This is a genomic window from Acetobacter tropicalis (assembly GCF_030644465.1).
GTDB classification, from domain to species: Bacteria; Pseudomonadota; Alphaproteobacteria; order Acetobacterales; family Acetobacteraceae; genus Acetobacter; species Acetobacter tropicalis.
Map to the genome: position 1 here is coordinate 3343664 of NZ_JAUYUW010000001.1, position 16735 is coordinate 3360398.

General features: G+C 53.7%; 15 protein-coding genes. 6 read left to right on the forward strand and 9 right to left on the reverse strand.

The features are described from left to right. Position 1 precedes the first annotated feature (1 nt). The gene (gene rbbA, locus QWU00_RS15085; RefSeq protein ID WP_052051532.1) at positions 2 to 2770 is read right to left on the reverse strand and encodes a ribosome-associated ATPase/putative transporter RbbA; all 2769 of its coding nucleotides are present in this window, start codon (positions 2768 to 2770) and stop codon (positions 2 to 4) included. Beyond that, complete coding sequence (locus QWU00_RS15090) at positions 2770 to 3807, reverse strand: HlyD family secretion protein (protein WP_035382171.1); 1038 nt, start codon at positions 3805 to 3807, stop codon at positions 2770 to 2772. The genes rbbA and QWU00_RS15090 overlap by 1 nt, the downstream gene beginning before the upstream one ends. Positions 3808 to 4429: 622 nt before the next feature. Between QWU00_RS15090 and QWU00_RS15095 the strand changes: the two genes are divergently transcribed. The 4 genes from QWU00_RS15095 (at position 4430) to QWU00_RS15110 (ending at position 8841) form a co-directional block, all read left to right on the forward strand. Further along, the gene (locus tag QWU00_RS15095) at positions 4430 to 4762 is read left to right on the forward strand and encodes an acyl-CoA thioesterase (protein WP_045543692.1); all 333 of its coding nucleotides are present in this window, start codon (positions 4430 to 4432) and stop codon (positions 4760 to 4762) included. Positions 4763 to 4936: 174 nt separating this feature from the next. After that, positions 4937 to 5863, forward strand: a complete 927-nt coding sequence (locus QWU00_RS15100) for a DUF4232 domain-containing protein (protein WP_166443815.1) — start codon at positions 4937 to 4939, stop codon at positions 5861 to 5863. A gap of 34 nt (positions 5864 to 5897) precedes the next feature. After that, positions 5898 to 6800 (forward strand): LysR family transcriptional regulator, encoded by a 903-nt coding sequence (locus QWU00_RS15105; protein WP_035378633.1) that lies wholly within the window; start codon positions 5898 to 5900, stop codon positions 6798 to 6800. 109 nt (positions 6801 to 6909) lie between these two features. Next, the gene (locus QWU00_RS15110) at positions 6910 to 8841 is read left to right on the forward strand and encodes an FUSC family protein (RefSeq protein ID WP_052051218.1); all 1932 of its coding nucleotides are present in this window, start codon (positions 6910 to 6912) and stop codon (positions 8839 to 8841) included. Between the two features lie 176 nt (positions 8842 to 9017). Here the strand turns inward: QWU00_RS15110 and QWU00_RS15115 are convergent, their stop codons facing one another. After that, positions 9018 to 9671, reverse strand: coding sequence for a DUF1826 domain-containing protein (locus tag QWU00_RS15115; protein WP_052051219.1), 654 nt, complete (start codon positions 9669 to 9671; stop codon positions 9018 to 9020). Positions 9672 to 9829: 158 nt separating this feature from the next. On the opposite strand from QWU00_RS15115, the gene QWU00_RS15120 reads away from it, so the two are divergent. Further along, on the forward strand, positions 9830 to 10288 hold the full coding sequence (locus QWU00_RS15120; protein WP_231551620.1) for an MliC family protein: 459 nt from the start codon (positions 9830 to 9832) through the stop codon (positions 10286 to 10288). A gap of 38 nt (positions 10289 to 10326) precedes the next feature. After that, positions 10327 to 11058, forward strand: coding sequence for a YoaK family protein (locus QWU00_RS15125; RefSeq protein WP_035378634.1), 732 nt, complete (start codon positions 10327 to 10329; stop codon positions 11056 to 11058). A 200-nt stretch (positions 11059 to 11258) separates the two neighbouring features. Here the strand turns inward: QWU00_RS15125 and trpS are convergent, their stop codons facing one another. The 6 genes from trpS to QWU00_RS15155 form a co-directional block, all read right to left on the reverse strand. Continuing rightward, positions 11259 to 12254, reverse strand: a complete 996-nt coding sequence (gene trpS, locus QWU00_RS15130; protein ID WP_035378637.1) for a tryptophan--tRNA ligase — start codon at positions 12252 to 12254, stop codon at positions 11259 to 11261. A gap of 34 nt (positions 12255 to 12288) precedes the next feature. Continuing rightward, on the reverse strand, positions 12289 to 12759 hold the full coding sequence (locus QWU00_RS15135) for a c-type cytochrome (RefSeq protein WP_035378639.1): 471 nt from the start codon (positions 12757 to 12759) through the stop codon (positions 12289 to 12291). Between the two features lie 60 nt (positions 12760 to 12819). Continuing rightward, positions 12820 to 13311, reverse strand: a complete 492-nt coding sequence (locus QWU00_RS15140) for an FKBP-type peptidyl-prolyl cis-trans isomerase (RefSeq protein ID WP_035378641.1) — start codon at positions 13309 to 13311, stop codon at positions 12820 to 12822. A gap of 44 nt (positions 13312 to 13355) precedes the next feature. Continuing rightward, positions 13356 to 14597, reverse strand: a complete 1242-nt coding sequence (locus QWU00_RS15145; RefSeq protein ID WP_006560073.1) for an argininosuccinate synthase — start codon at positions 14595 to 14597, stop codon at positions 13356 to 13358. 113 nt (positions 14598 to 14710) lie between these two features. Beyond that, a complete protein-coding gene (rlmN, locus tag QWU00_RS15150) occupies positions 14711 to 15925 on the reverse strand; it encodes a 23S rRNA (adenine(2503)-C(2))-methyltransferase RlmN (protein WP_006560074.1) in 1215 nt (404 codons plus the stop codon). 136 nt (positions 15926 to 16061) lie between these two features. Continuing rightward, complete coding sequence (locus QWU00_RS15155; RefSeq protein ID WP_035378642.1) at positions 16062 to 16661, reverse strand: hypothetical protein; 600 nt, start codon at positions 16659 to 16661, stop codon at positions 16062 to 16064. Positions 16662 to 16735 lie beyond the last annotated feature (74 nt).

A 16735-nucleotide genomic window follows, 5' to 3' on the forward strand; every position in this document is an offset into this window, starting at 1 on the left:
CTCAGCGCTCCTGTTTACGGAGCAGCAGGCGGGCCAGAACCATGTAGCTCGCGGCAAAAGCCGCCAACGCCGCATACATGGGGAGAAACCCGGAAAAGCCCACCCCCTTGGTAAAGCTGCCCAGACTGATAAGCTGAAACCATGAGGCGGGGAACAACTTGCCCACCTGGTAGGAAATACCGGTAAGGGTGGAAACCGGGTAAAGAAGCCCTGAGAAATTGACGGCGGGGATCAGGCAAAGAATGGCTGTGCCAAATATGGCCGCAACCTGAGACTGCACAAAAACCGAGATCAGCAGCCCGAAACCGGTTGAGGCGAAAATATACAGGATGGCCCCGAGAGACAGCGCTAGAAAAGACCCTTTGAGTGGCACACCCATGACAACAACCGAGAGCACAACCAGCGCCAGATAGGAAAGTGTGGCGAGGGCAACGTAAGGGGTCTGTTTGCCAATCAGATATTCTCCAACCGAGGCAGGGGAAGCGTATAGATTGACAATGGAGCCGATTTCCTTCTCCCGCACAACGCCTAGGGCTGTCAGCATGGTGGGGATAAGAATGAGCGCCAGCATGATGGTACCCGGTGTCATGGCGTAAATACTGCGGAATTCCTGATTATAGACAAATCGGGGTTCTATGCTGATGGGGGATGCGGGCAGCATTCCGCGTGGCAGGGATTTTCCGGCAGAAGACGCATATTGAAGCAGGGCACCCGTTGCGTAGGCCCGTATATTGGCCCCCAGAAAAGGCATGGCGCCGCTGATGCCAATACCAACGGAGGGATGGCGCCCGGCATCAAGGTCACGGCCAAAATCAGGCGGGATATCCAGGGTCATCTGCACTGTTCCCTTCTGGAGCCGCTGTGCCATGTCGGCATCGCTGGCAGCGGGGGCGGTTTCAGTAAAATAACTTGAACCCTGGAAAACTTCGATCAATTCCCGACTGTGATGGGTGTGGTCATGATCGCGGACGGTGTAACTGATTTTGTTGACATCGAAGGAAATGCTGTAAGCTGACACTAGCAGCAGAACGACCGGCCCCATAATGGCGAAGGCCAGCCGCAGGCGGTCGCGCAGGAGTTCTATGGTTTCACGGCGCGCAAATGCCCACGTGCGCGCAAGCCATGTCACCAGTTTTGAAGACGATGCAGCATGCTGTGTCACACGTGCTGCCTGAGAAGTGGACGCAGCGGTGGGCGGCTGTGGGTCTGTGCGGGCTTCTTCATCGCGTAGATAGTCAATGAAGGCCGCTTCCAGAGATGTTTCTCCGCGTTTGCGTGTCAGGTCCGCCGGCGTGCCAACGGCCAGAACGCGGCCCCGATGCATAAGGGAAATACGGTCACAACAGGCGGCTTCGTTCATGAAGTGTGTAGAAACGAAGATGGTGACATGCTTGTTGCGGGAGAGGTCAATCAGATGCCGCCAGAACATGTCCCGCGCGGCAGGGTCCACGCCTGAGGTTGGTTCATCCAGAATAAGGATATCAGGCGTGTTGATGCACGCAGCGGCCAGTTGCAGGCGTTGGCGGATGCCAAGCGGGAGATCAGCAGGGCTGGCACTGGCGAAGGGGCGGAGTTCAAAGTCATCCAGCGCCTGTTCGACCCGTGTTTCTGCCTCTGCTGCGGGAACACGGTAGAGTCTGGCTTGTAGAACCAGATTTTGCCGGACAGTCAATTCTTCATAAAGAGAGAATGACTGCGACATATAGCCAATGCGCATGCGGGCATTGATGTCATTGGCGGAGACCGGTTTGCCAAACAGTTTGGCTGTGCCGCTGGTAGCATCCAGCAGGCCGGTCAGCATTTTCATGGTTGTGGATTTGCCACAGCCATTGGAGCCCAGAAAACCGAAAATTTCTCCCCGGCCTATTCTGAAGCTGACATGATCTACCGCGACAAAGGACCCAAACTGCCGTGTGAGTCCTGTAGCCTCAATCGCGGGTTCTCCGCCAGGGTCCTGATACGGGGGAATGGAAAAACCGCTGGCCTGTGAACGTTTTTCTTCTGGCAGAAGGGAGATATAGGCTTTTTCAACCGTAGACTGTCCGGTCTGCTTGAGAATATCGGCTGTAGGGGCGCTGACCAGAACTTTCCCATCGTCCATTGCCACCAGCCAGGAAAAGCGGGCGGCTTCTTCCATGTAAGCGGTGGAAACAAGAACAGTCATGGAAGGACGAGCAGCGCGGAGTGTATCCACCAGTGTCCAGAACTGCTGGCGTGACAGGGGATCAACGCCGGTGGTGGGTTCGTCCAGAATCAGCAGATCAGGGTCATGCACCAGGGCGCAACACAGGCTGACTTTCTGCTTCATGCCGCCAGACAGTTTCCCGGCTGGTCGATCAGGGAAAGGGGCAAGCCCTGTGGCTTCCAGCAGTTGTTTGATCCGCGCTTCGCGGTAGGCTGCGTCGAGCCCGAACAGGCGGGCGAAGAAATCGATATTTTCGCGCACGGAAAGCGTTGGATAAAGATTGTGACCCAACCCCTGCGGCATGAAGGCGACCCGCGGCAGGATGCCCTCACGCTGGCGGGTGTTCCGCATATCTGCCCCAAGGGTTGTCACCATGCCGCTTTGAATGCGGCGGACCCCGGCAATCAGACCCAGAAGGGTTGATTTGCCCACCCCATCAGGGCCGACGAGCCCAATGGTAGTGCCCGCAGGGAGCGACAGGGAAACATCCTGTAATGCTTCTATTTGGCCATAGCGATGCGTGAGGGACTGTATCAGGATGTCTGCGTGATCTGCATTGGCGAGCAGGGGGGCGGACGGAGACATCAGTCCTGTTCCTGTGCGGGGGAGGGCCAGAGGGCAGACGTGCTGGTGCGTACATAGCCTTCTCCTGTCATGCCCGCTTTAAGTGCGCCGGTCAGTTTTTGGGCCGTATCTGGCATGATCCGCAATTTGACACGGTAGACCAGTTTTTCCCGTTCGGTGGCGGTTTCCACATATTTGGGCGTAAACTGTGCTTCCGGAGAAACAAAAGAGATGCGGGCCGGGATCAAGTCCTTGCCGAGAGCGTCTAGCTGAATGCGGGCTTCATCTCCCACATGCAGCTTGCCAGCGGTTTCAGACGGAAAAAAGACGGTCAGATAGGTATCAGAAGGGTCAAGCAGGGACGCAATACGCCCTCCGCCTGCCAGCACGGCCCCCTGTTCAGCAATTTTGTATTCGATCAAGCCACTGACAGGAGCTTTGACCGTCATGTCGTTCAGAATGGTTTCAAGTCGGGCTATCTGCGATGCAGCGGCCTGTGTTGCAGCCTGGGCAGAGGCTGCTGCATGTTCTGCCGCCTGTGCCGAAAGGCTGCGAGTTGTATAAGCGGTCTGGCGTTCCTGCACTTCCATATCTGATACCAGATGTTGCGCCGCCATTTGTCTGGCATGGCGCAATTCCTGACTGGCAAGAATGGCTGCTGCCTGTGCAGCTGCCTGCTCCGCTTTGGCACGACTTACGGTTTCTTGTGCCTGTGCAAAATTTGCATGGGCACCATCAAGTTGTGTTTTGAGTTCAGCATTATCTTCGTAGGCTAGGGGCTGCCCAGCTTGAACGCTGTCTCCTTCATGGAATGTGATTTCCGTGATGCGACCGGGATATTTTACGGCAACATCCAGACGGGTCATTTCCAGCCGACCGTTACTAACGACAATATTCTGCGGCAGATCATTTTTATGCGCAAAGTAATACCATACGCCCGCACCACATAATCCTCCAATCAGAGCGATACAGCCAAAAACCACGCCCACTTGTTTGGGTGTGCGGGGTGCTGCAGGGGAGGGGGCTGGCTGAGAGGGGGTGGTTGGCTGAGGGCTCATGGTCCGCTGCTTTTTGGTCTGGTGCGTTGAGAACAGAAAGGCGTTTATCTCTTTTTCATCGGAATGAACGATCGGTCATTTGTGTCTTTTTTACGCCATAATGCTTATGGCGAAAGCTGGCAATGATATGTGTTGACGCTCCCAATGGAGGGAGGATGAGAAAATACCAGTTAAAGCGCCGCTTGGGGTTTTCCAAAAAACAGATTTTCAGCGGATTTTTATATTAAATATAATATTTTCAAATAGTTATATTGAATGCGTGGCGATGAAAATATTTTTCTCACGATCAGGGAGGCAAAGTTCCAGAAAAAATGGGCTTATGACGTGTAGGGCTTGTTTGTGGTTCTTCCAAGGTCGGGATTGCAATCTAAAACGTGCTGATCGGCTGTTTGTTTTGATCGATAAAAACGATTTATTGGGTGGAGTGAGGAAAGAAAGATGTCACTCCTGCGTGAAAGAGCCATAATTTTATAAAATGCTGTCGCAAGAGTTGCATTATCCCAGTAGCAGAAGCGAACATGCTGCATTCTGGATAAGAAGAAAAGAAGGATTGTTTTCAGTGGATGGTGGCGAGCAGAGTTACTGGGTACATGACGATAACCTTGCTGTCCGCGTTGTGGCGATGCGACGGGATACCAATGCTGCAGGAGATGTCTTTGGTGGATGGGTTGCTGCGCATATGGATCTGGCCGCCAGCACAACGGCTGAAGACAGGGCCGGGCGCAAATGTGCCACGGTTGCGATAGACGGGCTTGTGTTTCATCGCCCCATGGCGGTGGGGGATGAATTGAACGTTTATACCCGTATTCTCAAGGTTGGCCGCACATCCATGACAATTGAGGTTGAGGCAATTCGCAGAATACGGCGCACCGCCATCCGGCAGAAAGTCACGCAGGGAAAATTCATTTTTGTGGCGTTGGATGATGACGGCAAACCGTGCGCTGTTGACAAATAAAGCCCTACGTTTTGGCATTTTTTATAAGTCAGAGCGCTTAGGCAACGCCGGAGAGTATCCGATACCAGGAGCCCTGCGTGCTACGGGCAGGAAAGGCAGTAAGGTCTAGTGATATAAGCGTTTTGGCTTGTAATACAGGCAGGCTGGAGGCAGCATGGGGGCATGAACAAAATCATGCATCTTCTTTCTTCGGCTCTTTTTACCGGCTTTCTATGTGCCGGGAGTGCGTATGCAGAGACGGAGGGGGGAAGTAAAGAGGTCGCTCCTTCCGCTGCGGAAAAGCGCGTTATTCAAAACAGTATTGATGCTGTACGGAACGCTCAGGAGCGCGCGGCCATAGAAAGCCAAAGTGCTGTATGGAAAATGACAACCTTCCTGTGTCAGGATGCGGCGCGGGCTGTATTAAAAAAAAGAGGCTCAGGACGACGGTTTTTCCTACAGGATGACCAACCTGAGAGTCAGGTTTTTGTTGGTCCGGACCTTCTGACCGGACGTGGGCAGTTCAGTCTGAAAAAAGACCCCATGCAGTGGGTTCCATTTACGTGGGCCTGCCATCTTAACCCAAAAACAGCTAAGGTTGTGCGGTTTGATGTGACCCCGGTAAGTAAGGCTGCTGATGTTTCAGCAAGTCAGCCGGTTTGTAAGGCAAAAGAGTTATACCTTACTGTTGATGATCAGAATGGGGCTTTTAATGGAATGTCCCATTCCGGAACGATGGTCACGTTGAAGAATGCGGGGGGCACCCCTTGTTCTGTTCCGGCTTATCCGGTGGTGGAACTTCAGGACAATGCAGGGAACCGTTTGCCGGCTGTCCGTCAGAAAGACGGCGCTACCGCTTCGGATATAAAGAACGGCCAGCCGCAAGGTAAGGCAGCCATGACGCTCCCGGAGGGAGGCGAGGTGCATACTGCCCTGCGGTGGGTCTCCGGCGATGTGTATGATGACAGCCATAATTGTATGACGGCTACGGCTCTTCAGGTGAAATGGGATAATGGACGGCAGATCGCGCGTGTTCCTGTGCAGGCTCATTTGTGCGCCCCCGCCCATAAGAATGCGGAATTCGAACAGGCACCATTGAGCTCCGCGAAGGCTGCGCCGTAGAAGGGGGAGAGGATTCTCTGGTGAGGGTTTAATCGTGTTTCTTCGGCAACTGACCTATCTGCTCGCGCTTGACCGCTTTCATCATTTTTCCCGCGCGGCGGAAGCCTGTGGGGTTTCTCAACCTGCGCTTTCGGCGGGTATTCGGCAGTTGGAAGCAGAGTTGGGTATTACCATCATCCAGAGAAACCGCCGGTTTTTTGGTCTGACAGCGGAAGGGGAGCGGGTGCTGGCGTGGGCACGCCAGACGTTGGCCGCCCTAGACGGTTTACGGCAGGAAGCTGCCCTTGCGCAGGATATGGCTGGTGGATCGCTCGTCATTGGGGTTATTCCGGCAGCGAGTCAGGTTGTGCCGGTATTGCTGGAGCGTTTTCGGGCGGTGGTGCCCGCCCTGCATGTTGAAGTAAAAATCTGTTCCAGCAGAGACATTGTTCATCTGTTGCGTGAGCACACATTGCAGCTTGGGCTGATGTATCTGGATCAGGTTCCAGCAGATAGCCCTTTTGAGACGCATACATTGTATGTGGAAGAGCACGTGCTGGCGGCGGCAAAATCCATGCCTTTACCAGCGGCCAAGACAATAAAATGGAAAGATATTTCTACAGTGCCACTCTGCCTGTTTACCACGGAAATGCGGAGCCGGCAGTTGGTGGATGCTGGATTCAGAGAAGCTGGTGTAACCCCCATCATTCTATTGGAAACCAACGCATTGGAACTGCTCCATGCGGAGTTACTGTCAGGCCGTTTAGCCAGCATTTTGCCGGTTACAGCTTTGCCTGAACGGGTAGGGCCAGAAGGTTTGCAGATACGCCATATTGGCCCTTCTGTTTCTCCAGAGGTCGGGCTGGTGAAACTGGACCATTCAAATGGGAGCGCCGTTCTGGAACGGATATGGGGTGTTGTGCACTCCCTGAAGTTGGATGACGTTTACACATTCTGATCTGGTTAAGGGAGTATTATAACTTCTGCTTATGAACTGATTACAACAAACGCTTGGACGTTTATCCATGCGTTTTGCATGGTCCGCTTTTTTCAAATGAGGAAACGCCATGCGCAGCGCCAAAGAGCAGGGAAGGCTTGGGGGACGATCCTTTTCAGCCTCCGTCCTTGGCGCCAGAACGCTGCGGTTTTCTGCCCGGATGGAGGAGCAATGGCTGCGTAAGTTGCAGTGGTTGCTGGCCCCTTCCATTGGGGATATCACATTTGCCGTTCGGTCCTCACTGGCTGCAGGGCTGTCCCTGCTGATTGCCATGTGGATGGAACTGGATAGTCCGCAATGGGCCCCTCTGACTGTCTGGGTGGTGGCGCAGTCTTCTCGCGGGGAAAGCCTTTCCAAGGCACGCTGGCGTATTGCGGGCACGGTGCTGGGTGGCGTGGTGGCTATTGGGCTGATTGCCGCGTTTCCGCAGGCACCCGGCCTGTTCTTTTGCGTCTTGGCGTTCTGGATTGGTTTTTGCTGTGGTTGGGCAACTTTTCTGGAAAGTTATCGGGCCTATGGCCTTGTCCTAACCGGTTTTACATCTGCCATTGTGGCCACAGGCGCTATTGCCCGACCTGATGATGTATTTAACGTCGCGATTGCGCGTGGAACCTACATTGTTCTTGGGGTGGTGTGTGAGGCCGTGCTGGCCATGCTGTTTTTACCCTATATACAGGAGCAGGCGAGGAAAAATCTGGATACGCGGCTTGAGGGAGCATTAACGGCGGTTACCGGGTTGGTGCAGGACCTGATGGCCGGGAAAGCCGATGCTCAGGCGCATGCGCAGGTCCTGACAACACTGGTTTCTGCAAATAGCCGTATAGAGTTTGATGCGCTGGAAATAGGAGGGCGCACGCATATTGCCGACCATGCGCGGGCGGCGCTTTCATGCATGATGGTCATGTTGGCTCGGGCGCGCAGCCTTTCCCTGCTGGGAAGGATGGAGTGCTGTGAGGCTGATGAACCCGTGCCAGGAGCGCTGATGGCTGATTATGACAGGGCGCGGGCGCATATTCTGGCGGCTGAACATCCCATAAGGGGAGATCATTTCCGCTTTCATATGTCATCACGCAGGCATGCGCTTGAATCCGTGGAAAACGGCATACGGGCCTGCGCAGGTATTCTGGGAAGCTGGTTGGTCTGGGAGGTAACGGCCTGGCCGTCTGGCGCAGGTTTTGTGTCTTTTGTGGCGCTTGTTTACGGTCTTCTGGCAACGCGTGAAAATCCGATTGTGGCGTCTGCCTCTTTCCTCAAGGGGGCGTATTGGTGTGCTGGTGTGGCGGGGGTTTATACATTGCTGGTTCTGCCAAAAGTGACAACACCGGAAATGCTGTTGATGGTACTTATGGTCCCCATGACGGTAGGGGGACTGGCAGCGCGCCATGCCGCTACGGCGGGTTATGCGTTTTCTTTTAATATGTTTTTTCCGGTGCTGCTCGGTCCTCGTAATGATGGCCGTTATGATGAACAAACCTTTTTCAACGGAGCGCTGTGCTTTCTATTAGCTGTTCTGTTTGTTGGCTGGACATATAGGATAGTTTTGCCGTTTCGGGTTGATTCTCATATGCGGCGCACAGAGCAATGGCGGCAAAAGCGCCTGAGGGCGCTGGCGGGGCCGGGAAACAGAATGACCGTTCAGCAATGGCTGGCTGAAAGTTCAGACAGTCTTGTGCGCATTCTTAGAAATGCTCAGGCTGTTCCGGCATCTCTCCGTTTGACTTACATGCAAAATCAGTTGCGCCAGGCTAGTATGGGTATGGGTTTGATCGCCATAAGGAATGCCGCTCAGGATAAGAAACTTCCTCTTGCGGTCAGACGGCCCTTGCACCTGTTCCTGCGGAAATGGGCTCAGGGAGACCCACGAACTGATTTTTGGAACCACCAGATGCAGAACTGGGTGATCCGCCAGCAACGTAATGCTAGCGGGCCATATGTTCAGGATGAGCTGGAAAAGGTGCAGGTCATGTTGAAAATAATTGCTGTTGAAGGTGCTTCACTCTGAACAAAGTTCAGAGGCGTGGGGTGGCTGAAAGCTCAGTAGAAAAGAAGCCATGACCGAATTTGAAAGCCGAAAAAGAGTAACCTTGATAGAGGCTGTCTGAATGAGGAGGAGAACAGGCAGCATTTTCCGGAAGGAAAAGGTTTGATTGCTTTTCCTAATCCTCTTTCCTGGCCGAGTTACGGACGAATGGTGGGGTTATGCTCATCACCCATGCCACAGGCTGTTGGTTCATCAACCGTCAAAAGCAGGCGTAAGCGTTCTGGCATCGGCAGATGAGAGACGGGAGGGGACCGATGAACTACTCCTTGACCGTTGGTGCGCGGCCATCTGTTTCCCTGAAGCAGGGCTATGTGCCCGGTAGGAATGTGGTGGACTTCCGTTGGAGTATTATGGGCCAATTGCGAAAGATCAGTCTGCCTTGCTGCTGTTGGTAGCCATTGTGTTCCTCGTCCGTAATAAGTGCAAAGCAGCCGGAGCGCTACGTGATCGGTATGGAATTTTCGGCAGGAATCTGTGTTGATCTGCTCCAGCCTAAACCGCACAGCATTAAGGCCACTTGCTTTCTGGTAGATGTGGACAAGCTTCAAGGCATCTTCAAGCAAAGGCTGCGCGTTACGGGGAATGTAAGGAGATAGGAGGGAATGCAGGCTTTCTGGCGTGCCTTTGGCCAGTAGAAGCTGTGGTCCTTCCTCAATCATAACGTTAATGGCCCCTTCAAGTGATTCTGGAAGGGTGCGTGCAATAATCGATATGGGTTCATTGCCTGAGTGCGTGTCATCCAGAGCGTTTTGCAGCAGCGACAGTCTGGTTGGGCAAAGGAGAGAAGGCATGGAGAACCCTGAAATGTAATGTTATAAAGTTACATTATTGTGAGGTGAACGCGAGAAATGCAAGAGAGGAAGCTTAAGCCGCGATAGGAAGTGTTTTTGAAGGAGAAGAGAAAAGGGATAGAGTGAAAAAAAGTGAGCCGGAAAGAAGGGAAATTCTGATGCAAAAAGCCATATGGTCGTGGCACGCGGCGGTAGCGGGAAGTGTTCTATCTGTCATGGTTATGGCAATGGACGCCAAAGCGCAGGATCAGGTACCGCCGCCTCAGTCATCCCTCCATATTCCTTTGGCTCCTGCTGTCAGCGTGCAGGAACAGAAGACGTTTTACCGTTGTAAGGGGGCGCGTGACTTACGGCAGAAGCTGCCGAAAGGTGATTTTTTGGTAACATACCTCAATGCAGGTGCAACCAGTCTGGCGGTGCTGCCGGTTGAAGGTCAGACACTCGTTTTCACCAATGTTATTTCGGGCTCTGGAGCCAAATACGTTGCCGATCGGTTTGTGTGGTGGAGCAAAGGCACGGAGGCTTTTTTCTCTGAAGACCGAAAGGACGTAACGGCACAACTTCTCTGTAAAGAAGTGGCACCTCCCCATACTGGAACAGATGAACCTGTTCGATAAGTGGAGACTTCCTGTATAAAAAAGGAGGAAGAGCAGGGATGCTTCTGGAAAAAAGCGGTCGCACATTTTTGCAGGACCGCCAGCTTGGAAGTTCTTTGTCGGCTATTGCCGGGGCCATAAATGCCTTTGGTTTTCTGAGTGCTGGATATTATTGCGCCAATATGACCGGCAACGTGTCTGCTTTGGCGGCTAATTTTGTAAATGGAGACATCAAGGTTGCCTTCGTTTCGGGGGCTTTGGTGGTGTGTTTCCTGTTTGGAGCCATGCTTTCCGCCGTCATGGTAAACGTGGGCCATCGGCGTGGAGCTGCTGGCGTTTATGCTTATAGTATTCTGATAGAGGCGATTATTCTGGCAGCGCTGGCGCTGGCTAAAATGTTTTATGGGGTACCGTCAGGCCAGAGCATTGTATCACCTGCCATCCTGAGTTTCTTGATGGGGATGCAAAATGCGACCGTGACCCGTGTTTCTGGAGCTGTGGTGCGAACTACCCATGTAACAGGTATGCTCACAGACTTGGGGATAGAACTGGCAAACTGGCTGGAAACATTTGCGAAAAGTGAAGAGGCGGAAAAGCATGTCAGAATGCTCCAGCGTCTAAGACTTCACAGCCTGATTATTGCCTGTTTTATTTTTGGAAGTGGTATTGGCGCCTTAGGGTATTTGCACTGGCAGAAAGGCTTTTTGCTCACCATAGCCTGTATACTTGGATGTCTTGCGCTGCCCGGTATTTTTGTGACGTCTACCGCAGAGAAACCGAATGACTCCTAACCTAAACAGGAAGCCATTTTTCCAGATTTTGAAAGCGTATGATTGAGCTGAGATGATTTGAAGCTAATGACGATAAGCCAACATATTTTTATCTGCCTTCATGTGTAGACGTTTGCCTTTACCTCGACTGAGAGTGGGAGGGTGACTATTTTTTGAGAGAGGGCAAAACATCTAACGATGTTGTTTTGCCCTCTCTGTTTTTATTTTACAAAGCCGACTATTTTTTCAGCTTCGGAGACAATAGGTTCCGCAATGGCTTGGGCGCGTGATGCCCCTGAGCGCAGGACAGAGAGCAGATGGTCTTCATTTTGCATCAGGCGTTTGGTTTCCTGTGCGATGGGTGCAATAGCATTCACCACAACGTCTGTTAGAGCCTGCTTGAAGGGGCCAAAACCTTCGCCTGCATGTTTTGCCAGAACGTCCGTAATGCTGATGTCCGAAAGGGCAGCATAGATTGTGACCAGATTTTTGGCTTCCGGCCGGTTTTCAAGCTGTGCGGGATCTTCAGGCAGAACGTCCGCATCGGTTTTTGCGCGGCGGATCTTGAGTGCGATGGCATCTGCGTCATCCGTCATCTCAATCCGACTCTGGGCGGAAGGATCTGATTTGGACATTTTCTTGGTTCCATCCCGCAGGCTCATGACGCGTGCCGCAGCAGGAGGAATAAGGGCTTCTACTTCCGGGAAGAAGGAAACTCCGTAATCATGGTTGAATTTCTGAGCGATATCGTTGGTCAGTTCCAGATGCTGTTTCTGATCTTCACCAACAGGCACGCGGGTTGCCTTGTAAGCCAGAATGTCGGCAGCCATCAGACTGGGATAAACGTATAGACCGGCGGAATGATTTTCCCGGTCCTTGCCTGCTTTATCCTTGAACTGTGTCATGCGGTTGAGCCAGCCCAGGCGGGTGACACAGTTGAAAATCCACGCCAGCCGCGCATGAGCGGGCACAGCGGATTGATTGAACAGGATGTGTTTTTCCGCATCAATGCCGGACGCTAGAAGAATGGCGGCCTGCGTAAGGGTTTGGTGCCGCAGTTTTTCCGGTTCCTGCCACACAGTAATAGCGTGCATATCTACCAGACAGAACACGCACTCATGGTCGGCCTGTAGGTTAACCCAGTTCTGGATAGCGCCCAGATAGTTACCAAGCTGCGGAATGCCGGACGGCTGAATGCCAGAAAAGATGCGTTGCATATGCTTTACCACTGTGATCGTGAGCCAGGAGAAATTAGGGGATAGGAGAGAGCTTGTTCAGATTTTCCCGTTCTTCCGCCACCATTCCCGCAGATTTTCGGACCGCGCGCGCTGCCGCGATATCCTCTTTGGTCATGACGGGGGCAGGCTGCGTTGAGCCGCGGGCAGAAAGCCAGGAGAGGATCTGCGCAACCTCATCATCTTTAAGGTAACGGAAGGGGGGCATTTCTGCTTCATAAGGCATGCCATTGGCCATGATTGGTCCGCTAACACCATTCATGAGCACATCAGCAAGATATTTACGGCCTTCTGCCGTACTGGCAATGCGGTCTAAGCGTCCGACCAGCGGCGGAACGGATCCGGGCATGCCGTCACCGCTATGATGGCAAATACCGCAGTTGCTGCCGTAAAGATTTTTCGGGCTTTTGGGCGAACAGCCGCCAAGAAGAAGGGAAAGAGCACCAATCGCCAGAAAGGCGGACCGCGTGCTATGAAAAGACATCATGGTCTGAAACCTGTCCTACCGGTTCTGCGCACGACAGAACCGGTTCAGGCCGTTTCCGGATTAATGAGCGTGATCAACGCCCAGCAACTGGATACGGAAAATAAGCGGGCTGTCTGCCGGGATAATCCCCATGGCCTTGTGGCCATACCCGAGTTCGGGCGGTACGTAGAGCATCCAGGTGTCCCCCACATGCATCATGGGAAGGGCTTCCATCCAGCCTTTCACCAGCCCCTGCAAGGGCATCTGCATGTAAGCGCCATCGCCATGCTGTTCGGAACTGTCAAAAATGGACCCGTCTGGCAGGCGGCCTTCATAGATCAGCATCATCACGTCTCCCGGGCGCGGCTGTTCGCCGTCCTTGGGGCCGGATTTCAACACCTTGTAGGCCAAGCCGTCCTTCAGCACGGTCACACCGGGCTGAGAGCGGAGTTTGTCCATCTGCTGGGCTGGGGTCAGTTCAGGTTCCGCTTCCTTATGTGAACCGCACGCAGCAAGAGAGACGGCCATGCCGGCCGCAAGCAGGTAAGGAGTAAGTTTGAAACGACTGGTCATGACCCTCTCGACAATCTGAAAAGAATGGCGGTGACGTCGCGCCCTTAAAGCGCGCCGCCCTTACGTCCGATCTGAGCACCCAACCGCAGACGTAGCGCGTTCAGTTTGATGAAGCCCTGTGCGTCTGCCTGGTTGTAGGCACCTTCGTCATCTTCAAACGTGACAACGCGGGTATCATACAGGCTGTTCGGGCTTTCACGCCCTACGCAGATAACATTGCCCTTATACAGTTTCAGGCGGACACGGCCGGATACGGAATGCTGGGAGGCATCAATCAGAGCCTGCAGCATGCGGCGTTCCGGGGAGAACCACAGCCCGTTGTAAAGAATGGCAGCATAACGCGGCATCAGGCTGTCCTTGAGGTGCATGGCCTCGCGGTCCAGAGTGATGGATTCAATGCTGCGGTGGGCCGTCAGCAGGATGGTGCCGCCGGGGGTTTCATAAATCCCGCGGGACTTCATGCCCACAAAGCGGTTTTCCACCAGATCAAGGCGGCCAATGCCATTGGCTTTGCCCAGTTCGTTCAGCTTTGTCAGCAGCGTGGCTGGAGACATGGCTTCACCATTGATGGCAACCGGATCACCGCTGACGAAATCAATTGTGATTTCCGTAGCTTTGTCGGGCGCTGCTTCTGGAGAGATGGTGCGCTGGAACACAATTTCTTCTGGTCCAACTGCCGGATCTTCCAGCAGTTTTCCTTCAGAAGAAGAGTGCAGCAGATTGGCATCCACCGAGAACGGCGCTTCTCCACGCTTGTCCTTAGCTATGGGGATCTGGTTTTCTTCGGCAAAAGACAGCAGCCGGGTGCGGGAGGTCAGATCCCACTCACGCCACGGAGCGATTACCGTGATGTCGGGCTGCAGGGCGTAATAGGCCAGTTCAAAACGAACCTGATCGTTCCCTTTGCCTGTGGCACCGTGGGCGACAGCATCTGCACCGACCTGACGGGCGATTTCAATCTGGCGCTGGGCGATCAGAGGGCGGGCAATGGAGGTGCCCAGCAGATACTGGCCTTCATACAGGGTGTTGGCCCGGAACATCGGGAACACGAAATCCTTTACGAAGGTCTCACGCAGATCTTCGACAAAGATTTCCTTCACACCGAACATTTCGGCTTTTTTGCGAGCCGGTTCCAGTTCTTCTCCCTGACCCAGATCAGCGGTGAAGGTGACAACTTCACAACCATAGGTCTTCTGCAGCCAGCGCAGGATGACAGATGTGTCCAGCCCGCCTGAATAGGCCAGCACAACTTTTTTGACATCTTTTCTGGCGGCAGGTGCGCCCATGGGAGTGATCTCCTGAGTAAGTAAGACAAGAATGTTTCGCCCTGCTTCCTAGCATCAGCAGGGCAGGGGAACCAGAGGCCAAGCTCGTATCTGGGTAAGAAGAAGCAGAAAAATCAGCCCTGCGCTGCGCGCACGCGTTCGCTTTCAGTTTTCAACTGCCCACAGGCCGCCAGAATATCGCGCCCCCGAGGGGTGCGAATAGGAGACGCAAATCCGGCATCCATGATGATATCCGCAAACTTGTTCTGCTGTTCCCGCGTGGAGGGGCGGTAGTCACTGCCTGGCCAGGGATTGAACGGGATCAGGTTCACTTTAGCGGGAATACCTGAAATCAGCCGTACCAGTTCACGTGCATCGGCTTCACTGTCATTCACGCCACGCAGCATGATGTATTCAAATGTGATGCGGCGCGCATTGCTGGCTGCCGGATAGCGGCGGCAGGCGGCGAGAACCTCTTCAATCGGATATTTACGGTTGAGCGGTACAATCTGGTCTCGCAGGTCATTCCTGACGGCATGCAGGGAGACGGCCAGATTGATTCCCAGTTCGTCCCCGCAGCGATCCATCAGGGGCACAACGCCGGATGTGGAAAGGGTAATGCGGCGGCGTGACAGGCCAATGCCCTCTCCATCCATGATGATTTTCATGGCTTTGGCGATGTTCTCGTAATTATAGAGCGGCTCTCCCATGCCCATAAGAACAATGGTGGAAAGCAGGCGCGGCGTCTCGCCTTTGGGGCTGGGCCATTCACTGTAGGAATCCCGCGCAGCCATGAACTGCCCCACAATTTCCGCAGCGCCCAGGTTACGAACCAGTTTCTGGGTGCCAGTATGGCAGAACGTGCAGGAGAGGGTGCACCCTACCTGCGAGGAGATGCAGACAGCACCACGATCTTCCCTACGGTCAGGAATGTAAACAGTTTCCGCTTCCTGCCCATCCCGAAAGCGGAAGAGGAATTTTCGTGTTTCATCGGTGGACGTCTGGACCATGGCCGCGTCTGGCCGACCAATAATGAACTGCTCCGCCAGCTTTTGCTGCAAAGGCTTGGCGATGCTGCTCATCCGGGAAAAATCTGTCACTCCCTGATGATAGATCCAGTGCCAGAGCTGCTTGGTCCGGAACGGTTTTTCCCCGATTTCCAGAAGAATTTCTGTAATTTCGTCGCGGGAGAGGCCAACGAGGTCTCGGCGTCCGTCTGCCAGTCTGGCTTCTGGGGGGCTGAATAACGCAGCCTTGGCCAGAATGCGTGCCCGTTCCTCCGCATTCAGAGAAGCCGCGGCTTCGGCATCATGAGTTTTGGGGTGAGAACCTGAAGAAACGAGAGACATACATAACGCCGTAATGGGAGGGGGATGATGAACTTATAACAGAAAAAGGCCCGGCGGGCACCGGACCTTCTCCATATTATAGACTGTTTTTAACGGAAACAGCAAAGGCTTGCTGCTTTCTTATGGCAAAGGCCGGTCAGTTCTGCCCGCTGTTTGCTGCGTGAGGTTGGTCCTGCAGATCAGCGCGCAGCCAGGAAGCTACATGCGTTTTGGCAGGATCGATTTCATCCATGATCAGGCTGATGGTCTGCGCGGAGTACGCATCCGGCTTGCTATCCGGAGAAATTGGAAAAGTCGGGCGCGGAATATCAAAAGTCAGCGCAGGCTCTGGTGCGTCTCCTTCCGAACTGGCAGGCGCAAGGCTGTCTGACTGAATGTTGGCAACTACGGACAGTCTGTCGGCGTCCGGATGCTGGCCGAAGAAGAGATAAGCGTAGGAGGCCGCTGCCGAAAGCACATCTCGCATAGCGATCCGATACCGGTTGGTGCCATCAGATGGGAGCGCCCGCGCGTGCAGGGTGGCCGGGTCTGCCGTGATAACGAGGGTTTCTGCCTCAGGCTCATCCTGCAAGATTAAACCATCCTGCTCATAATCGCGCAGAAGGGGACTGCTTGTGGCCAGAATGCTGTCATTGTGCGCAACTGCTGCGTGATAGGGAACGGGCGCAGCCTGAACAACATCAGTGATGCCGAACAGGCTGGTTGTGACACCGAGCATCATGATGAATTTACGCATAAATAAAACAGATCCTTTTTTGCTGAGAAAGCTAAGCTCTCATAAAATTGTGGCAAAAAAGGAGAAGAATAGCC

Bases quoted from the DNA above. Each gene is read 5' to 3' on its own strand.
- QWU00_RS15115 (WP_052051219.1), bottom strand. From the start codon at position 9,671: ATGCCTTCTCTCCTTTGCCCAACCAGACTGTCGCTGCTGCAAAACGCT.
- QWU00_RS15110 (WP_052051218.1), top strand. From the start codon at position 6,910: ATGCGCAGCGCCAAAGAGCAGGGAAGGCTTGGGGGACGATCCTTTTCA.
- QWU00_RS15155 (WP_035378642.1), bottom strand. From the start codon at position 16,661: ATGCGTAAATTCATCATGATGCTCGGTGTCACAACCAGCCTGTTCGGC.
- QWU00_RS15135 (WP_035378639.1), bottom strand. From the start codon at position 12,759: ATGATGTCTTTTCATAGCACGCGGTCCGCCTTTCTGGCGATTGGTGCT.
- QWU00_RS15120 (WP_231551620.1), top strand. From the start codon at position 9,830: ATGCAAAAAGCCATATGGTCGTGGCACGCGGCGGTAGCGGGAAGTGTT.
- QWU00_RS15090 (WP_035382171.1), bottom strand. From the start codon at position 3,807: ATGAGCCCTCAGCCAACCACCCCCTCTCAGCCAGCCCCCTCCCCTGCA.
- rbbA (WP_052051532.1), bottom strand. From the start codon at position 2,770: ATGTCTCCGTCCGCCCCCCTGCTCGCCAATGCAGATCACGCAGACATC.
- trpS (WP_035378637.1), bottom strand. From the start codon at position 12,254: ATGCAACGCATCTTTTCTGGCATTCAGCCGTCCGGCATTCCGCAGCTT.
- rlmN (WP_006560074.1), bottom strand. From the start codon at position 15,925: ATGTCTCTCGTTTCTTCAGGTTCTCACCCCAAAACTCATGATGCCGAA.
- QWU00_RS15095 (WP_045543692.1), top strand. From the start codon at position 4,430: ATGCGACGGGATACCAATGCTGCAGGAGATGTCTTTGGTGGATGGGTT.
- QWU00_RS15100 (WP_166443815.1), top strand. From the start codon at position 4,937: ATGCATCTTCTTTCTTCGGCTCTTTTTACCGGCTTTCTATGTGCCGGG.
- QWU00_RS15125 (WP_035378634.1), top strand. From the start codon at position 10,327: ATGCTTCTGGAAAAAAGCGGTCGCACATTTTTGCAGGACCGCCAGCTT.
- QWU00_RS15145 (WP_006560073.1), bottom strand. From the start codon at position 14,597: ATGGGCGCACCTGCCGCCAGAAAAGATGTCAAAAAAGTTGTGCTGGCC.
- QWU00_RS15140 (WP_035378641.1), bottom strand. From the start codon at position 13,311: ATGACCAGTCGTTTCAAACTTACTCCTTACCTGCTTGCGGCCGGCATG.